Raw genomic sequence first — 21158 nt, forward strand, 5'->3', positions numbered from 1 at the left:
CGGCGCCCTCACAGCCCGGCGACGAAGCCGCCCAGCCGCTCCAGCCCCTCGGCCAGCTCGTCCCTGCCGGCCGCGTAGGACAGGCGCACGTGGGTGTCGCCGGTCGCCGGGCCGAAGTCAATGCCGGGGGTGAGGGCCACGTGCGACTCCTCGAGGGCCCGCTCGCAGAAGGTCCACGCGTCCAGCCCGGTGCCGCTGACGTCGAAGTAGGCGTAGAAGGCGCCGTCGGGGCGCACGGGCACCGGCAGCCCGATCCGCTCGAGCCCGTCGAGGACGATGCCCCGGCGGGCCAGGAGCTCGAGCCTGCGGTCCTCGCACGCGGCGAGCGAGGAGGGCGTGAAGCACGACACCGCGGCGAGCTGCGTCGGCGTCGAGGCGCACAGGAAGAAGTTGACGGCCAGGTCGTCAGCCGGCCCGACGAGCGCCTCGGGCAGCACCAGCCAACCCAGGCGCCAGCCCGTCATGCCGAAGTACTTCGAGAACGAGGACACGATGACGGCGTCCGGATCGGCCTCGAGGGCCGTGCGGGCGGACGAGCCGTCCGGAGCCGGATCGGCCAGCGACAGGTAGATCTCGTCGACGATGCGCCAGGCGCCGCGCTCGCGGGCCGACCCGCAGACGGCCTCGAGCTCGTCGAAGGCGATGGTGGTGCCCGTCGGGTTCGAGGGCGTCGCCAGCTGCACGGCGGCGGTGCGCCCGCTCCAGGCCGCCTCCATGACGGCCCGGTCGAGCTGGTAGCGCGTGGCGGGGGTCGTCGGCGCGAGCGCCACGCGGCCGCCGAAGGCGTCGACGAGCTCGCGGTTGCACGGGTAGCAGGGGTCGGCCATGACGACCTCGTCGCCGGGGTCGGTCGTGAGCGCGGTCGCCAGCAGCAGGCCCGCGGAGGCGCCGGCGGTGATGAGGATGCGGCGCGGATCGAGGTCGACGCCGTGGCGTTCGCGGTAGAGCCCGGCCACGGCCTCGCGCAGCGCAGGGAGCCCCGCGGCGGGCGTGTAGGGCAGGGGGCGCCCGTCCATCGCCTCGCGCATCGCCTCGTGCACCCCGGGCGGGGCGCCGAAGGAGGGCTCGCCGAGGCTCAGCTTGGCGACGCCGATCCCCTCGGCCTCCAGCTCACGGGCGCGCGCCCCGATGCTCATGGCGTGGAAGGGCCGGGCGGACAGGGCCCGCTGCGCGATCGTCGGCGTGGTCATGACGGCTCTCCTTGCTCGGCGTCCACCCCCGGGCTGCGGTGGACCGCGGCATCAGGCTAGGCCGGGCGCCCGGGCCGGTCGAGCGCGGGTCCGCCGAATGGTCCGCTCCGACGCCCCCGACGGTTCTTCCTCGCCCCGGGGGTGGCGCCGCGATCGCCCCGGCCGACCGCGAAACCGCTCCACGGTTCCCTGTCCCGCGCGGTCGCCCGCCGCCTCGTGGCGGTCGCCCGGCGCCGTCGAGACCTCGCCCCGGGCGGTGACGAGCCGCACGAGCCCGACGAGGGGCCGGGATGCTCGCCGTCCGGCGCGGGGAGCGGCGTGCACGACGTGTTCCGCCTCCGAGGACCGACGAGGGGCCGGGCCCGCGGGGGCGGCAGACGGGTCAGGGCCTTCTCAGCCGGGCGAGCCCCAGCGTGACGCCGCGGATGAGCAGGCCGGTGGAGAGGAGCGTCACCCCGCCCTTGAGCACGGTGCGGGCCAGCGGCTTCGACAGGGTCGAGCCCTTCGCCGAGGTGGCGGAGGCCGTGTCGGCGGCCGCCGGGGCGGACGCGCTCGGCGCGGCGGGGGACGTCCCCCCGGCCGGGGGCGCCAGGGTCGGCGGCGGCATCGGGGCCGGGCTGGACGTCTCGGACGGCGTCGGGCTCGGCGTCCCGACGGGCGATGCCCCGTCCACGGTGACCCTGTGCGTCAGGGTGACGCCGTTGCTCACCATCGTGATCGTGGCGGTGCCGGGGCCGACGGCCCGCATCGTGCCGTCCGGGGCGACCGTGACGACCTTCTCGTCCGAGGAGCCGTAGCTGTCGACGATGACGGGCAGGTCCGTGGCGTTCAGATACGAGACGGTCGCCGTGAGCCGCCCGCTCCGGCCGACGTCGAGCGAGTCCGAGCCGTAGGCCACGTCGGCGGCCCGGTCGGCGGGGATCGCGACGGGGACCAGATAGGTGCCCGAGGACGCGGAGGGCCGGTCGGTGGCGGACGAGCAGGTCTGCGCCAGCCCGGCCTCGCCCATCGAGACGCCGGCCGAGGTGAAGCCGTAGCAGGTGTAGCCGGGATCGAGCAGGGTGTGCAGATGGCCGGCCACCTCGGGGCCGGAGTACCTGCCGTCGTTCGCCTTCAGGCTGTCGTACTCGCCGGACCACGAGCCGGGCCCGGCGCCGTCGATGGCGCTGTCGATGTCCCGGTACTCGGTGATGATCTCGCCGTTGCTCGTCGTCCCGCTGCGCTGGGCGGCGGTGAAGGTCGAGGAGCCGGCCGTCCGGTCGTGGCTCATGCCCGTGATCGAGTTCTCGGCGGCGCGCTGGATCGCGATCATCTCGAGCTCCTGGCTCCAGGTGAAGGCGTCGGCGTAGGCCTCGGCCGAGTCGTAGCCGGCCTTGGCGGCGTAGTCCTTGAGCGTCTCGGAATGCCCCAGGCTGCCCTCGAAGGGCAGGCTCGGGTCGTTGTACATCCTGATCCGCAGGGCGCGCAGCGCGGCCTGCGCCCGGTCGTGCACGGCCTGCTGGTCCACCGTCACGGCCGCCCCGACCTTCAGGCCGTCCTCGAGCGAGACCCCGGTGTCGAGCACGGGGGTCTGCGGGTCCACGGGGTCGGCGACGGCCGCCGGGACGGGGCCGCCGACGCAGGCGAGGACGATCGCCAGCGACGCGAGGACGGCCGAGGGCAGGCGGGAGCGGCTTCTCGAGAAGCCGCGGCGAGGGAAGGCTGAGGCCATGGGGGTGCTCCCTGTGCTGCGGAAGAACATGTCCGTCTGAGAATTTCTCAGTAATCTATCATATTCCGCAGACTGTGCGTGACCGACCCCGGTTCACGGGCCACCGCGGGCGCGGCTGTCCGTAGACCACGGCCGGTCCGCACAATGCGGACGGTCTCGACCCCACCGCGGGCGCGGCTATCCGCGGGACGATCATCGGGGCCCGCCCTCCCGCGAGGAGAATTCGCGCCCACGGCTGGGGGCGCGCAGCACCCCGAGGAGGACGCACACGAGCAGCAGCTGGGTCACGCCCAGTCCTCCCCACAGCGCGTGCGGCCAGCCGAAGGAGTCGATGACGAGGCATTCGGCGCCGATCCAGCAGGTCATGACCAGCCCGGCCGCAGCATGGGCGAGGACGGACCAGCGCGAGCCCCGCGCCTGGAGCCAGAGCGCCGCCCACTGGAAGCCGCCGACGAGCACGCCGAGGAGGACTGCCGCGAGCTGTTGGCGGCCGGCGAAGAAGGTGCCTTCGAGCTGGGGCGCGAACCACTACGGCACGAGCAGCAGCTCGACGAAACCGACGAGCGTCGAGACGCCCTGGAGGACGGCCACCACGGCCATGATCCGGCGGACACGACCCTCACGGGTCGTACCCGCCATCGTCATGCGCACCACCACACGTACATGGAGTGCCCGCTGTCGACCGCCTGGCGCGCGAGAAGACCGAGTTCGCGCATCACCTCGAGCAAGTCGTCGGGATCGATGAGTCCGTGGAACTCCTCGATCTGCGACCAGGGCCCCGCCGCTCGGACGAGGTCCTCGTCCGAGGCGCCGGCGAGGGCCGCCTTGACCGAATCGGAGACGGTCAGGACGAGGACCTCGTACTCGTCCTTCTGCGCCAGCAGCGTCGAGATGCGCTTGTCGGCGGCCAGCTCGTCGTAGGGGATTCCGCTGAGGATCTCGGCCAGCTTCGTCAGCGTGACCACGGGTTCGATCTTCGTGTCGACCACGGGGAAGGCGTCCTGCCCCTCGGCGTCGCCGGCGGGCTCGACCGGACCGGAGGGCCAGTCGATGACCTGCGCCGCCTGCTCATCGTCGGGGGCAACGAAACAGCTGATCAACATGGGATGCATCGTATCGGCTGCGAGTCCGGCGGCGGGCCCGGCGGCGGGCCCGGCGGCGGGCCCGGGCCGACAGAAATCCCCGGAAGGGCGCGGACCGCATGACCCGGAGGCCGGGGGCGCACCGGGCCCACGCCGTCCGGCGCCGTCGACGGGCGCCCGAGAAGCCCATCATGGTTCACACCCCGCGGTAGGGCCGAGCACCGGTCGGGGCTCAGTCCGATCGGGGACGCGCGTCACCGGACCGGCGCCCGCGGCGCGGGTCCTGGGCCAGCAGCTGCGAGACCCGTCCGCGCGAGACGTGCGTGAGGAAGGCGATGTCCGTGACCGACAGGCCGAGGTCGCGCAGTTCCCCGACAACGGCGCGCACCTGCCGTGCGGCGTCCGCCTCGGCCCGCTTGGCGTCGGCCATCGCCCGCCATGCTCCGACGACGCGCATCATGAGCTCGTCGTCGATCCGAGGGGCCGTGATGACGCGCACGTCGGGGTCGTCGGTGATCGAGCGGACGGGCTCCCAGGCCCGCTCCTCGAGGCGCTCCAGCGTGGCGCACTCGCCGACCGCGACGACCTCCGTCTCGGGGCCGTCGGGGTTCGTGCGGCGCTCCAGTTGCACCCACCATCCCCTCCCCTCGCGCGGCACGGCCCGGCCGATGTAGGTCCGGTCGACCGGCAGGTCCGCGAGCGGTGCTCTTCCGGCGCCTTCGGCGTTCATGACGATTCCCCCCTCTCGAGCCCGGGAAGACCCCGTACCCCGTACCATTGTATTTACCGCCCCTTGCCACTTACTATCAAGAGCCTCTTGACAGTAAACGGCAGGGGCCCGGCCGGTCAGGCGCCGACGGGCCTGGAAGAATCCCCGACATGATCGAACCCCTCCGTCTCGACAACGTCATCCTCGCGGTTCCCGACCTCGCCCGGGCCGTGGACTGGTATCGGGAGCGGGTCGGACTGCGGCCGGTGGTCGTCCGCGAGGAGGTGGCGGTCCTCCACCCGGCCGACGGCGGCGCGGGACTGTGCCTCCGGCTCGACCCCGACGACCCCAGCCACTCGACCGTCTGGTTCGAGGTGGACGACGCCCGCGCGGTCGCCGCCGGGCTCGGTCTCGAGGCGTTCCGGATCGCCACGGGCTGGAGCGTCGAGATGACCGATCCGTGGGGCAACACGGTGGGCTTCACCGACTATCGGGGCTGACCCCGCATCCGACCGGAGCCACAGTGCGGGACCTTTTCATCAGGAGTCGTTCGCACGAGCGTTCCCACTTGTCAAGCCTCCATCCTGTCGTGCCGTGAACAAGCTTCCCAGTCCACCGGGCTTATATTCATGAGAGATCCGGCGAGAGGCGCAACCCCGGATAAGAACTTGGTTCACTGATGCCGGGAACAAGACTCATCGAGCCCGGCCCGCTGCCGCCCGCAGGGGCATCCCCGCGCACAGAGGAAGCGGTGGCTGGACGCGCTGAGGGACACGGAGCACACGGGGGCATCCCCGCGCACAGAGGAAGCGGCCCGCCGCCGAACCCGGAGGCTTGTTCAAGACCCCATCCGGTGGAGTCCTCCGACCAAGGTCCTCCTGGCATCGCCCGGGTTCTGAATGGGTCGTCCAGCCGCCACGGCGCCTCCGCATCATCGTTCGGACGACCCCACCCCGGCACTCCCCTATCGAGGATCCCCCACCCCGAACCAGCGACTTCAGCGTCCATGTCGCCCCACATGATCAGTGAAGATCCCGGAAATGACGAACGGTACCCTGACGATGAAGCCCGGAGCGGCGCCTCGTCGTCATCCCGTCACCACCGATGCCGCATCAACTCACTCGGATCATCACCATCTGACACGCCCTGGGTGCCCGACTCGCCAGATCCCCCGCAAATCCCTGAGCCGCGATGAACCGATTGACAGTACTACCAACCGGTCTTATTTTTAAAAACATGGCGCGACCACTGGTGTTCCGCACACAATGATCACGAAGGGAGGTGAAACGACATGAAGGTAGAACCTGCCGCCGTACTGGAATTCAAGCCATGCGCCGCCTGCTCAATCGCTGGCGCCTGTCTGGTCGATGGACCTATACCCGATTTCGAGTTAGCAGCCGTCGAAGGGCTTCTTGGTCGGGCGTGTTCAGTGGTCTGTGTAAGCCTTCGTTGAAGGACTGATACTGATGACTGTGACTGATGAGATGACTGGTCGCTCTGGTGGGCGCAGCGTGGTCGAGGACCTTGCTGCTTCTGGTGGCCTGGATGAGCTGTTTGAGCGGATCGATTCCGGCCAGGTGGAGCTGACGGGCAGCGACGGGCTGTTGCCGGCGCTGCTCAAGGAGACCCTCGAGCGCGGGTTGGCCGCCGAGCTGACCGAGCACCTTGGCTATGAGAAGGGCGAGCCCACCGCGGTGGCCCGTGGCAACGCGCGCAACGGCACCACGGCCAAGACCATCAGCTCCGAGGTCGGCTCGTTCGAGATCGAGGTTCCCCGCGACCGCGCCGGCACGTTCACGCCCCGCCTGGTGCGCAAGGGCCAGCGGCGCATGGACGGGCTGGACGCGATGATCATCAGCCTGTACGCCGGCGGGATGACGGTGCGCGAGATCCGCCACCACCTGGACTCCACCCTGGGGGCAGAGCTGAACGCGGGGACGATCAGCAACATCACCGACGCCGTCGCCGACGCCGTCCTGCAGTGGCAGAGTCGCCCGCTGGAGGAGTTCTACCCGGTGATCCACCTCGACGCGATCCGCGTCAAGATCCGCGACCAGGGGCGGGTGTCCAACCGGGCGGCCCATATCGCAGTCGGGGTGGACATGGAAGGCATCAAGCACGTCCTGGGGATCTGGGTGCAGGCCGACGAGGGCGCTTCCTTCTGGGCGCATGTGTGCGCCGAGCTCGCCAACAGGGGCGTGAATGACGTGCTCATCGTGTGCTGCGACGGGCTGACGGGCCTGGCCGAGGCCGTCGAGGCGACCTGGCCCGACTCGGTGGTCCAGACCTGCGTGGTGCACCTGATCCGCTCCTCCATGCGGTTCGTGGCCTACCAGGATCGCAAGAGGGTCGCCGCCGCCCTCAAGCCGGTCTACACCGCCGCCAGCGAGGACGCCGCTTCATCCGCTCTGGCCGAGTTCGCGGCCTCGCCGCTGGGGGCCCGCTACCCCGACACGGTGGGAGTGTGGGAGAGGGCGTGGGAGCGGTTCACGCCGTTCCTGGCGTTCCCGCCGGCCTTGCGCCGCGTCATCTACACGGCCAACAGTATCGAGTCGCTGAACTACCAACTCCGCAAGGTCTCCAAGAACCGGGGACACTTCCCCAACGACACCGCCGCCGTGAAACTACTGTGGCTGGCGATCTGCAACATCGAGGACAAACGCGCTCTCGAACGCGAACGAGACCGAGGCAAACCCGCCGGCAAGCGCAGGGCCAAGCCCCGCCTCGTCGAGGGCCAGACCACCACCAACTGGAAACAAGCCCTCGCCCAGCTGACCACCGCCTACCCAGACCGCATCAACCCCTACCTCTAACCAACCCCGCTTACACAAAAACATTGACAGGCTCTCTTGGTCTAGCCCCTTGACCCTGCTTTGAACAAAAGCAAGACACAGAACACCGTACCGCGGATCACCGTGGCCGCGCCCCATGAGAGACCCACTCAAACAAGGAAGACATGTTGGTCAGACAAAGATTACGTAATTTCATTTTATGAATCAACTGACTAGATATTTTGTTTGGCTTGTGGCAAGACTTGCATGAGTTTCAACATTTTCCATCAAGAGCAGCACAAATATGACTCTGAATCAGAATGAGTCCTTAACACCTTACCCCGCTCGAATGGAATCAATATAATTTACTGACGAAACAGAGTGAGACATGTCAGCTCAGACACTGCCTATTCAGCTGACGGGCAGGCCTATCCTCCACCAGCACAAAAATGGCTATTGGGTCACCAATGAACGCATAGTAGATGGCAAGCCCCATCAACATCAGTGCAATATCAATGTGACAGGTAAACTTCTGCTTCAAGAAATCAATGGGGAGCGGAGTCTGCCTGAGGTGATCAGCAATTTTTGTACGAAATATGACCTTAACCCAGCAGACGCTTCACCATGGATCATCAGCTTCATCAAGCAAATGACAGATGAGGGCGTCACGAAGATATCCAACCAAACCACTGCGCACACCAAGCTCGTCGTCATCGGGTCTGACGACTCAATATTCCCAGTACACGCATCACTTGAAGTAACCGACAAATGTAACTTGGAATGTTCTTTCTGCTATTTTTCCGCCGGACCAAATAATAAAAATTCCATGAGCCTCGTCACAGCCATCCGCATTATGGACGAGCTCCGCACAAACGGCACAACCATGATCGACCTCACCGGCGGTGAATTTTTCCTCAATCATGATGCCGCTGAGATCCTTGAATACGCTTGCAGGAATTTTGCCCATATCGGCCTTCTGACCAATGGAACACACATACCGCAAGCAGCACTTGACATTTTAACCGAACACAAGAATAAGGTCTTTGTCAACGTTTCCATCGATTCAACAAACCCGGAGCTGCACAATCGTATCCGCGGCGCCCGCAATGCATTTGAACGGTCAGTCGCTTCAGTCAAGCGCCTCACCTCAAATGGGATCAAAGTGCGCATTGCATCAGTGATTTTTCAAGACAACATGTGGGAAATCGAGTCCTTGGCTAAACTCGCCATAGAGCTTGGAGCCTTCTCCTTCAGCTTTAACTTTGTCGAAGGCTTCGGAAGAGGAGAAGGTTTCAGAAGAGAACGAATGATTCCACAGAGTTCCGAATACGGTGCTTATCTGAGAAGAATCCTGAAAAAATATGAGTCGATCATTCCAATTATCAAGGGAGAGGAGGGCTCTGACAGCATCGGAATCAATTGTGGCGCCGGTACAAATGGAATAACAATCTCAGCCGATGGATCTCTTCGACCATGTCCTCTTTTCCCCAAGAATTCGAGGTTTGGAGATTTTCATGAAACTTCTCTGACGGATATCTTTGGAACCGATATTTACAATCGGCTTCTTGACGTACCAGCACCTTCATCAAAAACCGGATGCCCGACAGACTGTCCTCACTATTATGAGTGTCATATGTGTTTTCTCAGAGGGTTGCAGCAAAACATTCACAGATCATCAAATGATTACTGCAAATGGGTTACTTTAAACAACCTTTATGATCTGGTTGACCTCATCCGCCCGAAACCGGTCGCTCTTGACCTCCCCTCCCTCCCACTGCCCCCTCGATCAGAAAAGATCGACTAGGACCATTTTATCCCAGTCTCACATCCACACCAAGAGATAGAATGAACCTATCTACATGACTCACAGCTCGAGCAAACTTGCCCCTAACCATAATCATCCTCACCTGATGCCAACAAAGCTATCTTCACGGAATCTACTACGAGGATCCTTCGACCCACCTCGGGATTTTTCACCATTGAAACTGCAACTCGATACTCACGAATCCTACGAAATACCCAAGAGGCGAGAAGGCTACAATGTCAAAACGGATCCCCATACCATTAATTTTGGAAACGTTAGGAAACTTTGGCTTTGGACTTTTTGCCGTTAGAAGCAACCCCGCCCAGGCTTTTGGAGCAGCACCGCCCTTTATTCTTTTAGGTACAGCCGCAACGCTTGCGTCGATAGTGTTCACTTCCGTTACAAGCATGGGAGTAAGAAGACAGGAACTCTTGGCAAAGACATCGTACTTGGAATTGCTCAGGAAACACTTTCTACACTGCCTTTCCGCTCAAATATTAGCTCTGATTATAATTTTTACATTTCTCAAATCAATGCCAATCATGAGCCACTTGAGCCCGAGAGTCAAACTGCCGACCATGGCGTTTGAAGTCATGTTGCTCATACTCATGCTCCAGAGAATGCGGCTGAGCCTCTTTAAACAGCTCTTCGCCGGACTGATTTCAATCACCATCCTAGCAACCTCAACGCTGCCCGAACTAATAGCATACGCCTGTTTGACCCCTTGCTTTCTAGTAATAACTTGGCTTTCCGAAAAATTATCGTCTTTTGGATTAGCCATCCATGTTCTCTCATTGCTTTGCCTCGCATCATCTGTAGTAGCTTTGATATTATCAGTGATCCAAGCGCGCCTAAGCGGGAGTGAACTACTAGTTGGGATGGCGATTGTGACCCTAGGGGCCTATAGCACCCTAGTCACACGTGGATTGGTCCACCAAGAAAGAAGGACTTGATGCAATGCCGAAATTAAACCATTCTTACCTGAAGGCTGTTTTTGCTGTTGTGTTTATCGTTTCGGCGATGAAGAGTGTCTCGTCTCATGACCTGGCCATCGGAATTATTTTTGCCTTGGGAGGCATTGCTCTTGGCTTTGTAGCTGCAAGGGACCGCTTAGGGAAACGGCCCGACGACGACCCATCACCCGCGGCGTCCACGACCATGGATGAGGACTGAACCGATGAAACCAGGCTCCCCCCTGCTGACGATCGAGGGCCTTTCAGCGTGGTACGAACGCGACCGCCCAGTGCTCAGGGACGTCCGCATCGAGATCGCCCCCGGAGAGGTCATCGGCCTGCTCGGGGCCAATGGCGCCGGGAAAACCACGCTCCTGCTGACGATCAGCTCGGTGCACCGAGGAATGAGCTGTGAGAAGTTTCTTCTCAACGGGATGCCGACCACCCCGCGAAGTGAACTGTTCAAGCGCCAGCGATATCTGAGCCTGACCGAGGAAACATCCTTCCCGACCTGGGATCTGCCCTGCTTCATCCGATTCATCGAACGAGCGTACGGGATGCCGCACGACACCGCCCGGCTCGATTCCCTGGTGCGCGGGTTCCGCTTCGAAAGCTATTTCACGACCGTCTTCTCCGAACTGTCGAGTGGATCACGGAAGAAGGCGAACCTGATAGCCGCGTTCTACGTCTCGACGCCCCTGCTGCTGCTCGACGAACCAGTCGACTTCCTGGACTTCACGGCGACCGAGTTCCTGTACGAATCCATCTCGGCGGCACGGGACGGGGGACGGTCCGTCCTCCTCAGCTCGCACATCGCCGAGTCCTTCACGAGATGCAGCAGCGGCGTCCACGTGTTGAAGGGCGGTGCGCTCACCGGCCCGTTCCCGACGCCGGAGGATCCCCATGACGTGGCCTCGCTCATCCAGTAGGACGAGCGCTCTCATCGCGGTCCGCGGGCAGTTCATCACTGTTCGCTCCGTGCTGTGGGGGGCCTCCCTGAGTGCGATCGCCGTGTTCCTCGCCCTGAACATCGGCATCCGGGTGGGAACGGGAATCATCGTCGCATCGCTGTGCGTGGCCCTGCTGGGAGCGGCGTCGACAATCAGCAGAACCTGGATCGGCACGCAGAAATGGCGCATCCTCAGGGCCTTCCCGATCGAGGAGGCGACCCTCGTCCGCCAGACGGTCCTCGTCGCCGCGGGAGTCCTGACGCTCGACGTGGCGTGCCCGATCATCCTGTTCTCGGTGTTCTCGGCCGACAGCCCCGACGCCGAGAAGACCTGGTGCACCGTCCTCTTCGGGATGGGCGCGGCAGTGGTGTCCGTGCTCTCACGGTCGGCGTCGAGGGCCGTCGTCCGGCTCGCCATGCTGCTGGGCCTGATCGTCTCGGCCGCCCTCTGGATCGTCCACGACGGCATCGGAACCCTGCTCGTCCTCGTTCTCGGAGCCGTGGGCCTCGCGGCGGTCCACGACGTGGGCGCCCTGCACGGAACCGCGCGGCACGCGACCGCCGATCCGAACATCCTGCTCGGCGAGCTGCGGTCCAGCACCATGACGCTCGTGGACTCGATCGGTCTTGCCGTCATGAGCGCGATCTTCACCTTCACAACGGCCGATCAGGGTCTCATCACGCCTCTGGGCATGGCCTTCGTCACCGCGAACACACCGCTCAACTCATTCTTCTCGAGGAATCCCAGCACCTATTCGGTGATCGTCGCGGCTCCCGGATCGAACGCGATCTTCGCACGGTATTACTCGAGCGCCTGTGTCTTCTACGTGCTGAGCGGGATCCCCGCTGCCATCATGCTGAGCCGCAGTGGAGTCCCCTTGCCGATCCTCCTCGCGGAGCTGATCTCGTGCGCGGCAGCGGCCGCGCTCGTCGCGGGAACGCTCGAAAGATACCGCCCCATCACCTCGTGGAAGTCGGAGCGGGAGGTGCTCCGCCACCCCCGGAAATACCTCCCACCCGCTGCCGGACTGGCGGCGACGACGCTCGTGATGCTCGTGGGCTCGCCGGCATGACCGCGCTGGATCTGCTCGCCCGGCCCCGGCCGGGGCGTCTTCGCAGACACCGCGGACGGGTCCTCCCGGACCCGCAGGCCCCGGCGGGTGCAGGGGACGGTTCGGGCGGGGGCCGCTCGTGACGACGGTCCGGCGCGGGCCCCGGCGGATGCAGGGGGCGGCGGCCCGTCCGCCACCGATGGGTGAGCGATGGATGAGAGTGCCATCGTCCCGGCCCACGGGAACGACGGCTCCGGGACCCGCGCGCGAGCGCCTATCGTGATGACATGCGAACGTCCACGCGTCATCCCTCCAAGCTGTCCATCGTCGGAGCCGGGGCGGTCGGCACCTCGCTCGCCTACGCCGCGCTCATCCGCGACTCGGCGAAGGTCGTCGCCCTGTACGACATCGCCACCAAGAAGGTCGAGGCCGAGGTGAAGGACCTCGCGCACGGCACCCAGTTCACGAACTCGGTCGTCATGGGCGGGGACGACATCACCGCGGTGCGGGACTCCTCCATCGTCATCATCACCGCCGGGGCGAAGCAGAAGCCGGGCCAGACCCGCCTCGACCTGGCCGCCACCAATGCCAGGATCCTCTCGTCGATGATGCCCCAGCTCGTCGAGCAGGCTCCCGAGGCGCTCTACGTGCTCGTGACGAACCCCTGCGACGTGCTCACCGTCGTCGCCCAGAGGGTCTCGGGGCTGCCCACCGCGCAGGTGCTGTCGACCGGCACCCTGCTCGACACCTCGCGCCTGCGCTACCTCGTCGCGCAGAAGGCCCAGGTCGCCCAGCCCAATGTGCACTCGATGATCGTCGGCGAGCACGGCGACTCCGAGTTCCCGCTGTGGTCGAGCGCCCGCATCTCGTCCGTGGCGATCCGCGACTGGACGGTGGCCGGCGAGCGGGTGTTCACCCAGGAGGTGCTCGACGGCCTGGCGCACGAGGCGGCCTTCGCCGCGTACGAGGTGATCGAGGGCAAGGGCGCGACGAACTACGCCATCGGCCTCGCCGGGGCCCGGCTGGTCGAGGCCCTGCTGTCGCCGACGCGCAGCGTGCTGCCGGTCTCGAGCGTCCTGGACGGCCAGTACGGCATCTCCGGCATCGCGCTGAGCCTGCCCACCCTCGTGAGCGAGCACGGCATCGACCGCGTCCTCGAGGCGCCGATGAGCGCCGACGAGGTGAGCCTCCTGCACGCCTCGGCCGAGCGCATCCGGCAGACGGCCGCCTCGGTCGGTTTCTGACCGGCGCACCCCGCGTTCTTCATGCGTCACCCCGTGAGGAACGCGGGCTCCGCCCCGTCGTTCGGGCGCGCGGACGCGCGTCTCGCGGCACCGGCCGAGAAACGGTCCGGCATCCCACGGTCCCCGCGCGGGCGGCGCGGGCGGGCAACAGACGGAAAGCCCGCCGCATCGGCCGGGCGGATCGGCGACCATGATCCCCGGGCGGCGACGGAGCCCCCGCGAGCGAGGAGGACCCCATGCAGATCACGCCCTACGGAAGCGTCCTGGCCGATGTCACCGGCGGCCGGATCGTCGGCCTCGTCGAGAACGACGGCATGAAGATCTTCCGGGGCGTCCCGTACGCGGCGGCCCCCTACGGCGCCAACCGCTTCCGGGAGCCCCGGCCCGTCGAGCCGTGGGACGGCGAGCGCGACGCGACGACCTTCGGCCCGAGCACCTACCAGATCGAGCCGCTCTTCCGCGGCCACGGCTTCAACTACCGCTCCATCATGGGTCCCGGCTGGCGCCCCGGCGACGAGACGCTCAACCTCAACATCTGGACGCCCGGCGAGGCCGGCGACGACCTGCCCGTCCTCGTCCACATCCACGGCGGCGCCTTCCTCACCGGGAACGGCGGCCTGCCCGCCTACGACGGCCGTCACCTGGCCGAGCGCGGCGCCGTCTACGTCTCGATCCACTACCGCACCGGCACCGAGGGCTTCGCCGCCTTCGAGGGGGCCGCCACCAACCGTGGCCTGCGGGACCAGATCGCCGCCCTGACCTGGGTGCAGGAGAACATCGCGGTCTTCGGCGGGGACCCCGGCCGCGTCATGGTGCACGGCGAATCCGCAGGCGGCATGAGCATCGCCCTGCTGCTGGCCAGCCCCGCCGCCGACGGCCTCTTCCACCGCGCGATCATCCAGTCCGGTTCGTCCCCGATGGCCGAGGGCCCCGAGCGGGCGGCCGACCGGGCGCGTCGGATCGCCGAGGCCCTGGGCCTGGCCCCGACGGCCGAGGCGCTGTCGGCCGTCGACCAGAGGACGCTGCTCGACACCGCTCTGCCCGCCCTGGCCGAGCACCACGACGACCAGTGGGGCACGCTCGCCCTCGGCCCGTGGATCGACGACGACATCGTCCCGGTCGATCTGGACGCCGCGATGCTCGACCGCCCGGTGCGCGGAACCGTCTGGGGCACCAACCGCGACGAGGGCAATCTCTTCCTCATCACGCCGGACTCGATGGCCGCCGCCACCGAGGAGACGCTGGCCGGCTACCTGCTGGCCTCCCACGGGGCGGTCGAGCCGCTGCGCACGATGCTGCTGGGGCGCACCCGCATCCACGAGCCGGGCATGGCGATGGCCCAGCACCTCACGTGGACGATCTTCACCGGGCCCACGATGACCGCCGTGGACCAGCTGGCGCGGGCCGGGCGCCCCACCTGGCTGTACCGCTTCGACTACGCCTCGCGCGCCGACGACGGCCGCGCCCAGGCGGCCCACATGACCGAGTTCCCGTTCGTCTGGGACAACCTCGACAGCCCCGCGCACCGCCAGATGACCGGCCCGAACCCGCCCCAGCGGCTGGCCACCGAGATGGCCGACGCCTGGGTGCGCTTCGCCGCCACGGGCGATCCGGGCTGGCCCGCCTTCACCGACCCCGAGCGCATCGGCCGCGTCTTCGACACGACGAGCCGGGACGAGCCCGGGCTCGACCAGGAGCTGTGGCGCGCCTGGACGGGCCGGGACTGAGCGGACGGGACGCATCCGGCTGTCAACCGTTGCCAGGATCCGGCAACTGTCGGCAATGCCGGGCGGGGGCGGCCCCGCACCGACAGAGTAGGGGCAGTCACCGGTTCGCGGACGACAGCGTCCCGACCGGCTGAATCCCCTGGGCCACGGCGCGCGGCCCGCACGGCCTCGACGAGGAGAGCCACCGAGCATGAGAACACTCGACAGGATCAGCACCTTCACGCCGACCGGAACGGGTCTGCGGGCCGAGATCGAGGGCGGCTTCACGCTGCGGCTCGACATCCTCGACAACGCCCTGGCCCGGGTGCGCGTCCTGCCCTCCGCGGGCCCGGCCGTCCCCGTGACGTGGATGATCACCCCCGGCCGGGGGATCGGCGAGAGCACCGGGCTGGACCCCGAGCACCTGCTGACCCCGGCCGAGGACGTGCCGTGGGCCGGCCGCGACCGCGCCGACCTGAGCGGCTTCCCCTGCCCGGCCGTCACGGTCGAGGAGATCGAGCTGGGCGCCGACCGCCCCGCCGTCACGACCACGGGCAGGAACGCCACCGACGAGATGGCGATCTTCGACCGGCCCCGCCCGGGCCAGCACCGCATCATCGTCACGAGCGGCGATCTGCGCGCCGTGGTGCAGGACATCCCGCTGCGCATCTGCTGGCAGGTGCGCGTGGACGGCGGGTGGACGACCATCACCGAGGACCGCCGCACCGGCGGCTACGAGGTCAACCCACGGACGGGTCGGGTCGCGCACTACATCATGCGCGAGCCCGAGGACCGCTACTACGGCCTCGGCGAGAAGGCCGGCGACCTGGAGCGCACGGGCCGCACCTTCGACATGCGCTGTCTCGACGCGATGGGCTACGACGCGGCCGACACCGACCCGCTGTACAAGCACGTGCCCTTCATCATGACCCGCCGGGCGGGCGTCGGCGCCGTCGGCGTCCTCTACGACAACCAGACCGCGGCCGTCTTCGACATGGGCCGCGTCAAGGACAACTACCACCGGCCCTTCATCTCCTGGACCGCCGAGGGCGGGGACATCGACTACTACGTCCTCCTCGGCGCCCGTCTCGCCGATCTGACGCGGGCGATCGTCCGGCTGACCGGCGACAACGCCTTCCTGCCGCGCTGGGCGCTGGGCTACTCGGGCTCGACGATGCACTACACCGACGCCCCGAACGCGTCCGAGAAGCTGCTGGAGTTCCTCGACCTGCTGGACGAGCACCGGATCCCCTGCGACTCGTTCCAGATGTCCAGCGGGTACACGAGCATCGGCCCGAAGCGCTACGTCTTCAACTGGAACCACGACAAGTTCCCCGACCCGAGGGCCACCTCGGCGGCGTACGCCGACAGGGGCCTCCATCTGGCGGCCAACATCAAGCCGGCCCTGCTCGTCGACCATCCGCTGTTCGACGAGGCCGCCGGGCGGGACGTCTTCATCACCGACGCCGAGTCCGGCGAGCCCGAGCTGAGCCTGTTCTGGGGCGATCGGGGCGCGCAGGTCGACTTCACCTCGCCCGCCGGACGCGACTGGTGGAAGGAGAACGTCCGCAGCGAGCTGCTCGAGATGGGCATCGGGTCGACGTGGAACGACAACAACGAGTACGAGGTCTGGGACGACCGGGCGCTGTGCGCCGGCTTCGGCCGGCCGATCCCGCTGGCCCTCGTCCGGCCGGTCCAGGGCCTGCTCATGATGCGCGCCTCGGGCGAGGCCCAGCGCGAGTTCGCCCCCGATGAGCGCCCCTATCTCATCTCGCGCTCGGGCATGCTCGGCATGCAGCGCTACGTCCAGACCTGGAGCGGCGACAACTACGCCAGCTGGCGGACGCTGCGGTACAACACCCGCATGGGCACCGGCTTCTCGATGTGCGGGGTGTTCAACGTCGGCCACGACGTCGGCGGCTTCTCGGGCCCCGAGCGCCCCGACCCGGAGCTGTTCGTCCGCTGGGTGCAGAACGGCGTCATGCACCCGCGCTTCACGATCCACTCCTGGCACGACGACGGCTCGGTCAACGAGCCGTGGATGCATCCCGAGGTCACGCCGCTGGTCCGCGGCGCCATCGAGCTGCGCTACCGCCTCATGCCGTACCTGTACACGGCGCTCTACCTGGCCTCGCAGCGCCGCGAGCCGATCATCGCCCCGACCTTCTACGCGGACGAGTCCGACGAGTCGCTGTTCGTCGAGAACGACGACTTCCTGCTGGGCCGCGACCTGCTCGTGGCGAGCGTCGTCGAGGAGGGCGCGACGACCCGCGCCGTGCGTCTGCCCGACGTGCCCGGCGGATGGTTCGAGTACGACACCGGGGTGCACCACGCCGGCGGCCGGACGGTCACCGTGGACGCCCCGCTGGAGCGCCTGCCGCTGTTCGTCCGCGCCGGGGCGGGCATCCCGCAGGCCGAACTGCCCGCCGGCGACGGCATCGTCACGACGGCCTCACTGGCGGCCACCCGGCGCCGGGTGGTGCTCTACCTGCCGGAGCGCGTCCAGGACGCCGAGGGCTTCCTCTTCGAGGACGACGGCGTCTCCGACGCGTACCGCACCGGCAGGGGCCTGTGGCTGCGCTGGCGGGTCGAGGCCGACGCCGAGCAGGTGCGCGTGCGCACCGAGCGCGCCGGCGGGTTCGTCCCGGCGTGGGGCGAGGTCGAGTTCGTGCTGAGGCCCGGTGACGACCGGCAGGTCGTCACCGTCTGAGCAGCGCGGGACGACCGGTCGCTCCTGGTTCGCTGTGCGGAGATCGTCCGTCATTCCGCGCGGTCCGCACAGTGAATCCTCCACGGCCCGCGCCCGGGCCGAGCGGTTAGGCTGTGGTCGTGCCCGTGCCCGAGTCCGTCAGTGCGATGCGCGTCAGCGACGCCGACCGCGGTGCCGTCGTCGACCTGCTCACGAGGGCCCACGCCGAGGGCCGGCTCGACCTGGCCGAGCACTCCGATCGCACGTCCAGGGCCCTCGCGGCGAAGACGGTCGCCGACCTGGGATCGCTCATCGAGGACCTCGCGCCGGCCCGCATCCGCGGTGCGTCGTCCCTGGCCGCGAGAGCGCCGGGCACCGGCCCGATGCGGGCGACGATGAGCAGCACCCGTCGCGAGGGCGTCTGGACGGTGCCCCGGACGCTGCACGTCTCGGCGTTCATGGGCGAGGTGAGGATCGACATGACCCGGGCGGTCTTCACCGTCCCGGTCGTCGAGCTGGACGCGAGCGTCATCATGGGCGAGGTGAAGCTGATCGTCCCCGAGGGCGTCAACGTCATCGACGAGAGCACCCACATCATGAGCGAGTTCAAGGTGAAGGGCTCCCTCCGGCCCGCCCCGGACGCCCCGACGATCGTCGTCAGGGGCTCCTCGGTCATGGGCGGCATCACCGCCAAGGCGCCCCGCTGACCCGCCGCCGGGCGACGGCCGCATGGTCGTGCGCTCGCCCGGCGAGGCGACCGCTCTGCTCCTCCCTCCGACGGCCCGCAGGTCCGTCACCTCATGGCCGCAGTACGTGACGATCCGGCGAGCGGCCCACTCATCGGAATGACCCTCCACGACGACTCGCATGGGCGGTCACCTGCGAGCGGCCTTGACGAGGCCCGCCAGGTCCCCCGGGCTGATCAGTGCTGAGGCGATCTCCGAGAAGGGGATCTCCGCCTCGATCTCGGGTCCCGCATCCTCGATCTGCGACAGCAGGCTCGCCGTGGTGCCGTCATCGGTGACCCGCAGCACGAGGACCTCGTCCTCGCCGACCCCCTCGTCGTCGAGGAGTTCCGGCGCGTGGGTGGAGAGGACCACCTGCATGGACGTGCCGCGTTGGGCGGCCGCCGGGAGCGAGGCGAGTCTGCGGACGATCGCCGTGTCCAACGACAGTTCCGGCTCCTCGAGCAGGAGGATCCCGCCATTGGCGGGGGCGCTGACGATGGTCCGCAGCAGGCCGATGAGCCGTAGCGTGCCGTCGGAGAAGTCGGTCTCGTCCTGCTCGGACGGGTTCCTGCGCCAGTTGCGGTACCCGGCGATGAGATGGGGCCGGCCGGTGCTGTCCACCTCCAGCTCGAGGCTCTCGAAGCCCGGCACGGCGGACACGAGAGCGGTCGTGATGCGCCTGAACCAGGCATTCCTCGTGCGCGACGGCGTCGCATTCATGTCCGCGATCATCGAGCTTCCGAACTCCCGCGCACCCAGGTCCGCCCCGGGCCGGCCGTGCCTGATGACCCGGGGCACGAGGTGGAAGTAGTTGACCTTCGCGAAGTACTCCGCGATCGGCCGGAAGCCCTGGTTCGCCGATATCTGCTCCAGATGGGTCTGCGTCAGCAGCTCGCGGTCCCGCTCGTCCCGGTCATCGGGACGCGACAGCAGGGGCTGGCCATTGCGGGTCACGATCTCCCGGACGATGATCGGCCTGTTGCGGCCGCCCTGCTCGCCCTTGACGGCGAGCTCGTAGCGTGTCCTCGCCGTCGGCCAGATCGATCTCCAGGGCGAGTTCGCCCCTGTGGTTGTTCCTGGCGAAGAGACAGCGCGTCTTCGACAACCCGCCCCGCTTCTCCAGCGCGGCGGCGAGACCGCCGCCGCGGCGGGAGACATCGCCCAGGAAGCGGAACAGATCGAGCAGATTCGACTTCCCCGCCGCGTTGGGCCCGACGACGAGGAGCCGGCTCCCCCCGGCGAAGTCCACATTCTTGAAGTTGCGCCAGTTGTGAGCGGCGACGTGAGTGATCCGCATGGGTCAATCCTTCCACCCGGACGGCGATGCCGCCGTGCAGCCGTGGCTGGATGACGGCGCGCCGACGCACCGCCCGGGCGGGGCATCCGCCGACTGACGAGCGCCCGCCCTCGCCCGCGGGGATGCGGCCCCGGACGCGCCGGGGCGGCCGTCGCACGATGGCGATCGGCCGCCCCGCCGGCACCCGGGATCGTCCCGGAGCCGCGATCAGCCCCGGTGGGCCTTTCGCGCCGACCAGGCCGAGGCGACCATGTCGTCGAGGCTGTTGCGCATCGTCCAGTCGATGTCTCGGGCCGCGAGCTCGCCCCTGGCGACGATACGAGCCGGGTCGCCGGGCCGCCGCGGCGCGATCTCGGGAGTGAAATCGATGCCGGTGACGCGGGCGATGGCCTCCATGATCTCGCGCACCGACGACCCGGTACCCGAGCCGAGGTTGTAGGCGGGCTCCAGCCTCCGGCCAGCCATCATCGCCTCAGCGGCCGCCACGTGGGAGCGGGCCAGATCGGCCACATGAATGTAGTCGCGCACGCAGGTGCCGTCGGGGGTCGGGTAGTCGTCGCCGTTGATGCGGGGGGTCCTCCCGGCCAGCAGCATGTCGAAGACGATCGGGAACAGGTTGTGGGGGCTGGCATCGTAGAGGTCGTCCGAGCCGGAGCCGACGACGTTGAAGTAGCGCAGGTTCACCGACTGCCAGGCCTCGTCACCTGCGGCCATGTCCCTGTTGAGCCACTCGCCGATGAGCTTGGTCTCACCGTACGGCGACTCGGCATGCAACGGGGTGTCCTCGGTCACCGGGTCGGTCTCGGGCGTGCCGTAGACCGAGGCGGACGAGCTGAACACGTAGCGGTGGACGCCGGCCTCGCGCATGGCCCCCAGGACGCTCACCGTTCCCGTGACGTTCTGCGTGTAGGTGTGCAGCGGGCGCGAGACCGAGACGCCGGCGTACTTGAACCCCGCCAGGTGGACGACGCCCTCGCAGGAGTACTCGGTGAGCGCGCGCCGCACGAGCGCGGTGTCGAGGATGCTGCCCTGGACGAACGGCACGTCCCGCGGGACGAAGTCCGCGAAACCACTGGACAGGTCGTCGATGACGACCGGCTCGATGTCGGCCTCCCGGAACGCGCGCACGATGTGCGAACCGATGTACCCCGCCCCACCGGTGACGAGCCAGCTCATGGATCCTCCTTGTACCCGACGCGCCGCCTCGGACGAGGGCGCGCATGTGCTTCACCGCAGCCTATCGGGCCCGCCCGGCGCGCCCCGCCCCGCCCTG

21 protein-coding genes are annotated in these 21158 nt (G+C 67.4%); 11 read left to right on the forward strand and 10 right to left on the reverse strand.

Translation table 11 applies throughout. The features are described 5' to 3' along the window. Positions 1-8: 8 nt before the first annotated feature. The 5 genes from EGX94_RS05330 to EGX94_RS05350 form a co-directional block, all read right to left on the reverse strand. A complete protein-coding gene (locus EGX94_RS05330; protein WP_021798010.1) occupies positions 9-1190 on the reverse strand; it encodes an aminotransferase class I/II-fold pyridoxal phosphate-dependent enzyme in 1182 nt (393 codons plus the stop codon). Positions 1191-1572: 382 nt separating this feature from the next. Continuing rightward, positions 1573-2901, reverse strand: coding sequence for an Ig-like domain-containing protein (locus EGX94_RS05335; RefSeq protein WP_021798019.1), 1329 nt, complete (start codon positions 2899-2901; stop codon positions 1573-1575). Between the two features lie 192 nt (positions 2902-3093). After that, the gene (locus EGX94_RS05340) at positions 3094-3360 is read right to left on the reverse strand and encodes a hypothetical protein (RefSeq protein ID WP_021798012.1); all 267 of its coding nucleotides are present in this window, start codon (positions 3358-3360) and stop codon (positions 3094-3096) included. Between the two features lie 182 nt (positions 3361-3542). Continuing rightward, positions 3543-4004 (reverse strand): hypothetical protein, encoded by a 462-nt coding sequence (locus tag EGX94_RS05345; protein ID WP_021798017.1) that lies wholly within the window; start codon positions 4002-4004, stop codon positions 3543-3545. 211 nt (positions 4005-4215) lie between these two features. Further along, positions 4216-4713 carry a hypothetical protein gene (locus EGX94_RS05350; protein WP_021798015.1) on the reverse strand — a complete coding sequence of 166 codons (498 nt, stop codon included), beginning with the start codon at positions 4711-4713 and terminating at the stop codon, positions 4216-4218. A 149-nt stretch (positions 4714-4862) separates the two neighbouring features. On the opposite strand from EGX94_RS05350, the gene EGX94_RS05355 reads away from it, so the two are divergent. The 4 genes from EGX94_RS05355 (at position 4863) to EGX94_RS05370 (ending at position 9267) form a co-directional block, all read left to right on the forward strand. Next, the gene (locus tag EGX94_RS05355; RefSeq protein WP_021798043.1) at positions 4863-5192 is read left to right on the forward strand and encodes a VOC family protein; all 330 of its coding nucleotides are present in this window, start codon (positions 4863-4865) and stop codon (positions 5190-5192) included. A gap of 791 nt (positions 5193-5983) precedes the next feature. Beyond that, on the forward strand, positions 5984-6145 hold the full coding sequence (locus EGX94_RS14295) for a subtilosin A family bacteriocin (RefSeq protein WP_021798039.1): 162 nt from the start codon (positions 5984-5986) through the stop codon (positions 6143-6145). Positions 6146-6176: 31 nt separating this feature from the next. Continuing rightward, on the forward strand, positions 6177-7505 hold the full coding sequence (locus tag EGX94_RS05365; RefSeq protein WP_123826441.1) for an IS256 family transposase: 1329 nt from the start codon (positions 6177-6179) through the stop codon (positions 7503-7505). 346 nt (positions 7506-7851) lie between these two features. Continuing rightward, the gene (locus tag EGX94_RS05370; protein WP_021798025.1) at positions 7852-9267 is read left to right on the forward strand and encodes a radical SAM protein; all 1416 of its coding nucleotides are present in this window, start codon (positions 7852-7854) and stop codon (positions 9265-9267) included. A gap of 169 nt (positions 9268-9436) precedes the next feature. Here EGX94_RS05370 and EGX94_RS05375 read toward each other — a convergent pair whose 3' ends face one another. Together EGX94_RS05375 and EGX94_RS05380 are read right to left on the reverse strand one after the other, a co-directional pair. Continuing rightward, positions 9437-9676 carry a hypothetical protein gene (locus tag EGX94_RS05375; RefSeq protein ID WP_123825991.1) on the reverse strand — a complete coding sequence of 80 codons (240 nt, stop codon included), beginning with the start codon at positions 9674-9676 and terminating at the stop codon, positions 9437-9439. An 81-nt stretch (positions 9677-9757) separates the two neighbouring features. Continuing rightward, positions 9758-10048 carry a hypothetical protein gene (locus tag EGX94_RS05380; protein ID WP_123825993.1) on the reverse strand — a complete coding sequence of 97 codons (291 nt, stop codon included), beginning with the start codon at positions 10046-10048 and terminating at the stop codon, positions 9758-9760. A gap of 140 nt (positions 10049-10188) precedes the next feature. Between EGX94_RS05380 and EGX94_RS05385 the strand changes: the two genes are divergently transcribed. The 7 genes from EGX94_RS05385 to EGX94_RS05415 all read left to right on the forward strand — a co-directional run bounded on the left by EGX94_RS05385 (position 10189) and on the right by EGX94_RS05415 (position 18567). Next, positions 10189-10440: a hypothetical protein gene (locus EGX94_RS05385; protein WP_021798008.1), complete on the forward strand. Its 252-nt coding sequence runs from the start codon at positions 10189-10191 to the stop codon at positions 10438-10440. Then, positions 10430-11149, forward strand: a complete 720-nt coding sequence (locus EGX94_RS05390; protein WP_196807775.1) for an ATP-binding cassette domain-containing protein — start codon at positions 10430-10432, stop codon at positions 11147-11149. The genes EGX94_RS05385 and EGX94_RS05390 overlap by 11 nt, the downstream gene beginning before the upstream one ends. After that, positions 11124-12242, forward strand: coding sequence for a hypothetical protein (locus tag EGX94_RS05395; RefSeq protein WP_123825995.1), 1119 nt, complete (start codon positions 11124-11126; stop codon positions 12240-12242). Before EGX94_RS05390 ends, EGX94_RS05395 begins: the two co-directional genes overlap by 26 nt. A gap of 266 nt (positions 12243-12508) precedes the next feature. Beyond that, positions 12509-13465, forward strand: coding sequence for an L-lactate dehydrogenase (locus EGX94_RS05400; RefSeq protein WP_021798041.1), 957 nt, complete (start codon positions 12509-12511; stop codon positions 13463-13465). A gap of 236 nt (positions 13466-13701) precedes the next feature. Beyond that, positions 13702-15192, forward strand: coding sequence for a carboxylesterase/lipase family protein (locus tag EGX94_RS05405; protein WP_021798032.1), 1491 nt, complete (start codon positions 13702-13704; stop codon positions 15190-15192). Between the two features lie 190 nt (positions 15193-15382). Next, positions 15383-17881: a glycoside hydrolase family 31 protein gene (locus EGX94_RS05410; protein WP_021798016.1), complete on the forward strand. Its 2499-nt coding sequence runs from the start codon at positions 15383-15385 to the stop codon at positions 17879-17881. 119 nt (positions 17882-18000) lie between these two features. Continuing rightward, positions 18001-18567 carry a DUF1707 SHOCT-like domain-containing protein gene (locus EGX94_RS05415; protein ID WP_123825997.1) on the forward strand — a complete coding sequence of 189 codons (567 nt, stop codon included), beginning with the start codon at positions 18001-18003 and terminating at the stop codon, positions 18565-18567. A 168-nt stretch (positions 18568-18735) separates the two neighbouring features. On the opposite strand, the gene EGX94_RS05420 is transcribed toward EGX94_RS05415, so the two are convergent. The 3 genes from EGX94_RS05420 to galE form a co-directional block, all read right to left on the reverse strand. Further along, on the reverse strand, positions 18736-19542 hold the full coding sequence (locus EGX94_RS05420; protein ID WP_021798044.1) for an AAA family ATPase: 807 nt from the start codon (positions 19540-19542) through the stop codon (positions 18736-18738). Next, the gene (locus tag EGX94_RS13725) at positions 19502-19885 is read right to left on the reverse strand and encodes an AAA family ATPase (RefSeq protein WP_021798035.1); all 384 of its coding nucleotides are present in this window, start codon (positions 19883-19885) and stop codon (positions 19502-19504) included. Before EGX94_RS13725 ends, EGX94_RS05420 begins: the two co-directional genes overlap by 41 nt. A 207-nt stretch (positions 19886-20092) precedes the next feature. Continuing rightward, entirely contained in the window at positions 20093-21061 is a 969-nt protein-coding gene (gene galE / locus EGX94_RS05425) for a UDP-glucose 4-epimerase GalE (RefSeq protein WP_021798009.1), read from the reverse strand. Positions 21062-21158 lie beyond the last annotated feature (97 nt).

Source organism: Propionibacterium acidifaciens (assembly GCF_003798325.1).
GTDB lineage: Bacteria > Actinomycetota > Actinomycetes > Propionibacteriales > Propionibacteriaceae > Propionibacterium > Propionibacterium acidifaciens.

Coding starts and splice junctions, on each gene's coding strand:
- EGX94_RS05390 (WP_196807775.1), top strand. CDS start 10,430: ATGAGGACTGAACCGATGAAACCAGGCTCCCCCCTGCTGACGATCGAG.
- EGX94_RS05365 (WP_123826441.1), top strand. CDS start 6,177: ATGACTGGTCGCTCTGGTGGGCGCAGCGTGGTCGAGGACCTTGCTGCT.
- EGX94_RS05400 (WP_021798041.1), top strand. CDS start 12,509: ATGCGAACGTCCACGCGTCATCCCTCCAAGCTGTCCATCGTCGGAGCC.
- EGX94_RS05345 (WP_021798017.1), bottom strand. CDS start 4,004: ATGTTGATCAGCTGTTTCGTTGCCCCCGACGATGAGCAGGCGGCGCAG.
- galE (WP_021798009.1), bottom strand. CDS start 21,061: ATGAGCTGGCTCGTCACCGGTGGGGCGGGGTACATCGGTTCGCACATC.
- EGX94_RS05410 (WP_021798016.1), top strand. CDS start 15,383: ATGAGAACACTCGACAGGATCAGCACCTTCACGCCGACCGGAACGGGT.
- EGX94_RS05335 (WP_021798019.1), bottom strand. CDS start 2,901: ATGGCCTCAGCCTTCCCTCGCCGCGGCTTCTCGAGAAGCCGCTCCCGC.
- EGX94_RS14295 (WP_021798039.1), top strand. CDS start 5,984: ATGAAGGTAGAACCTGCCGCCGTACTGGAATTCAAGCCATGCGCCGCC.
- EGX94_RS05380 (WP_123825993.1), bottom strand. CDS start 10,048: ATGGCTAATCCAAAAGACGATAATTTTTCGGAAAGCCAAGTTATTACT.
- EGX94_RS05355 (WP_021798043.1), top strand. CDS start 4,863: ATGATCGAACCCCTCCGTCTCGACAACGTCATCCTCGCGGTTCCCGAC.
- EGX94_RS05330 (WP_021798010.1), bottom strand. CDS start 1,190: ATGACCACGCCGACGATCGCGCAGCGGGCCCTGTCCGCCCGGCCCTTC.
- EGX94_RS05405 (WP_021798032.1), top strand. CDS start 13,702: ATGCAGATCACGCCCTACGGAAGCGTCCTGGCCGATGTCACCGGCGGC.
- EGX94_RS05395 (WP_123825995.1), top strand. CDS start 11,124: ATGACGTGGCCTCGCTCATCCAGTAGGACGAGCGCTCTCATCGCGGTC.
- EGX94_RS05350 (WP_021798015.1), bottom strand. CDS start 4,713: ATGAACGCCGAAGGCGCCGGAAGAGCACCGCTCGCGGACCTGCCGGTC.
- EGX94_RS05375 (WP_123825991.1), bottom strand. CDS start 9,676: ATGCTTGTAACGGAAGTGAACACTATCGACGCAAGCGTTGCGGCTGTA.
- EGX94_RS13725 (WP_021798035.1), bottom strand. CDS start 19,885: ATGCGGATCACTCACGTCGCCGCTCACAACTGGCGCAACTTCAAGAAT.
- EGX94_RS05370 (WP_021798025.1), top strand. CDS start 7,852: ATGTCAGCTCAGACACTGCCTATTCAGCTGACGGGCAGGCCTATCCTC.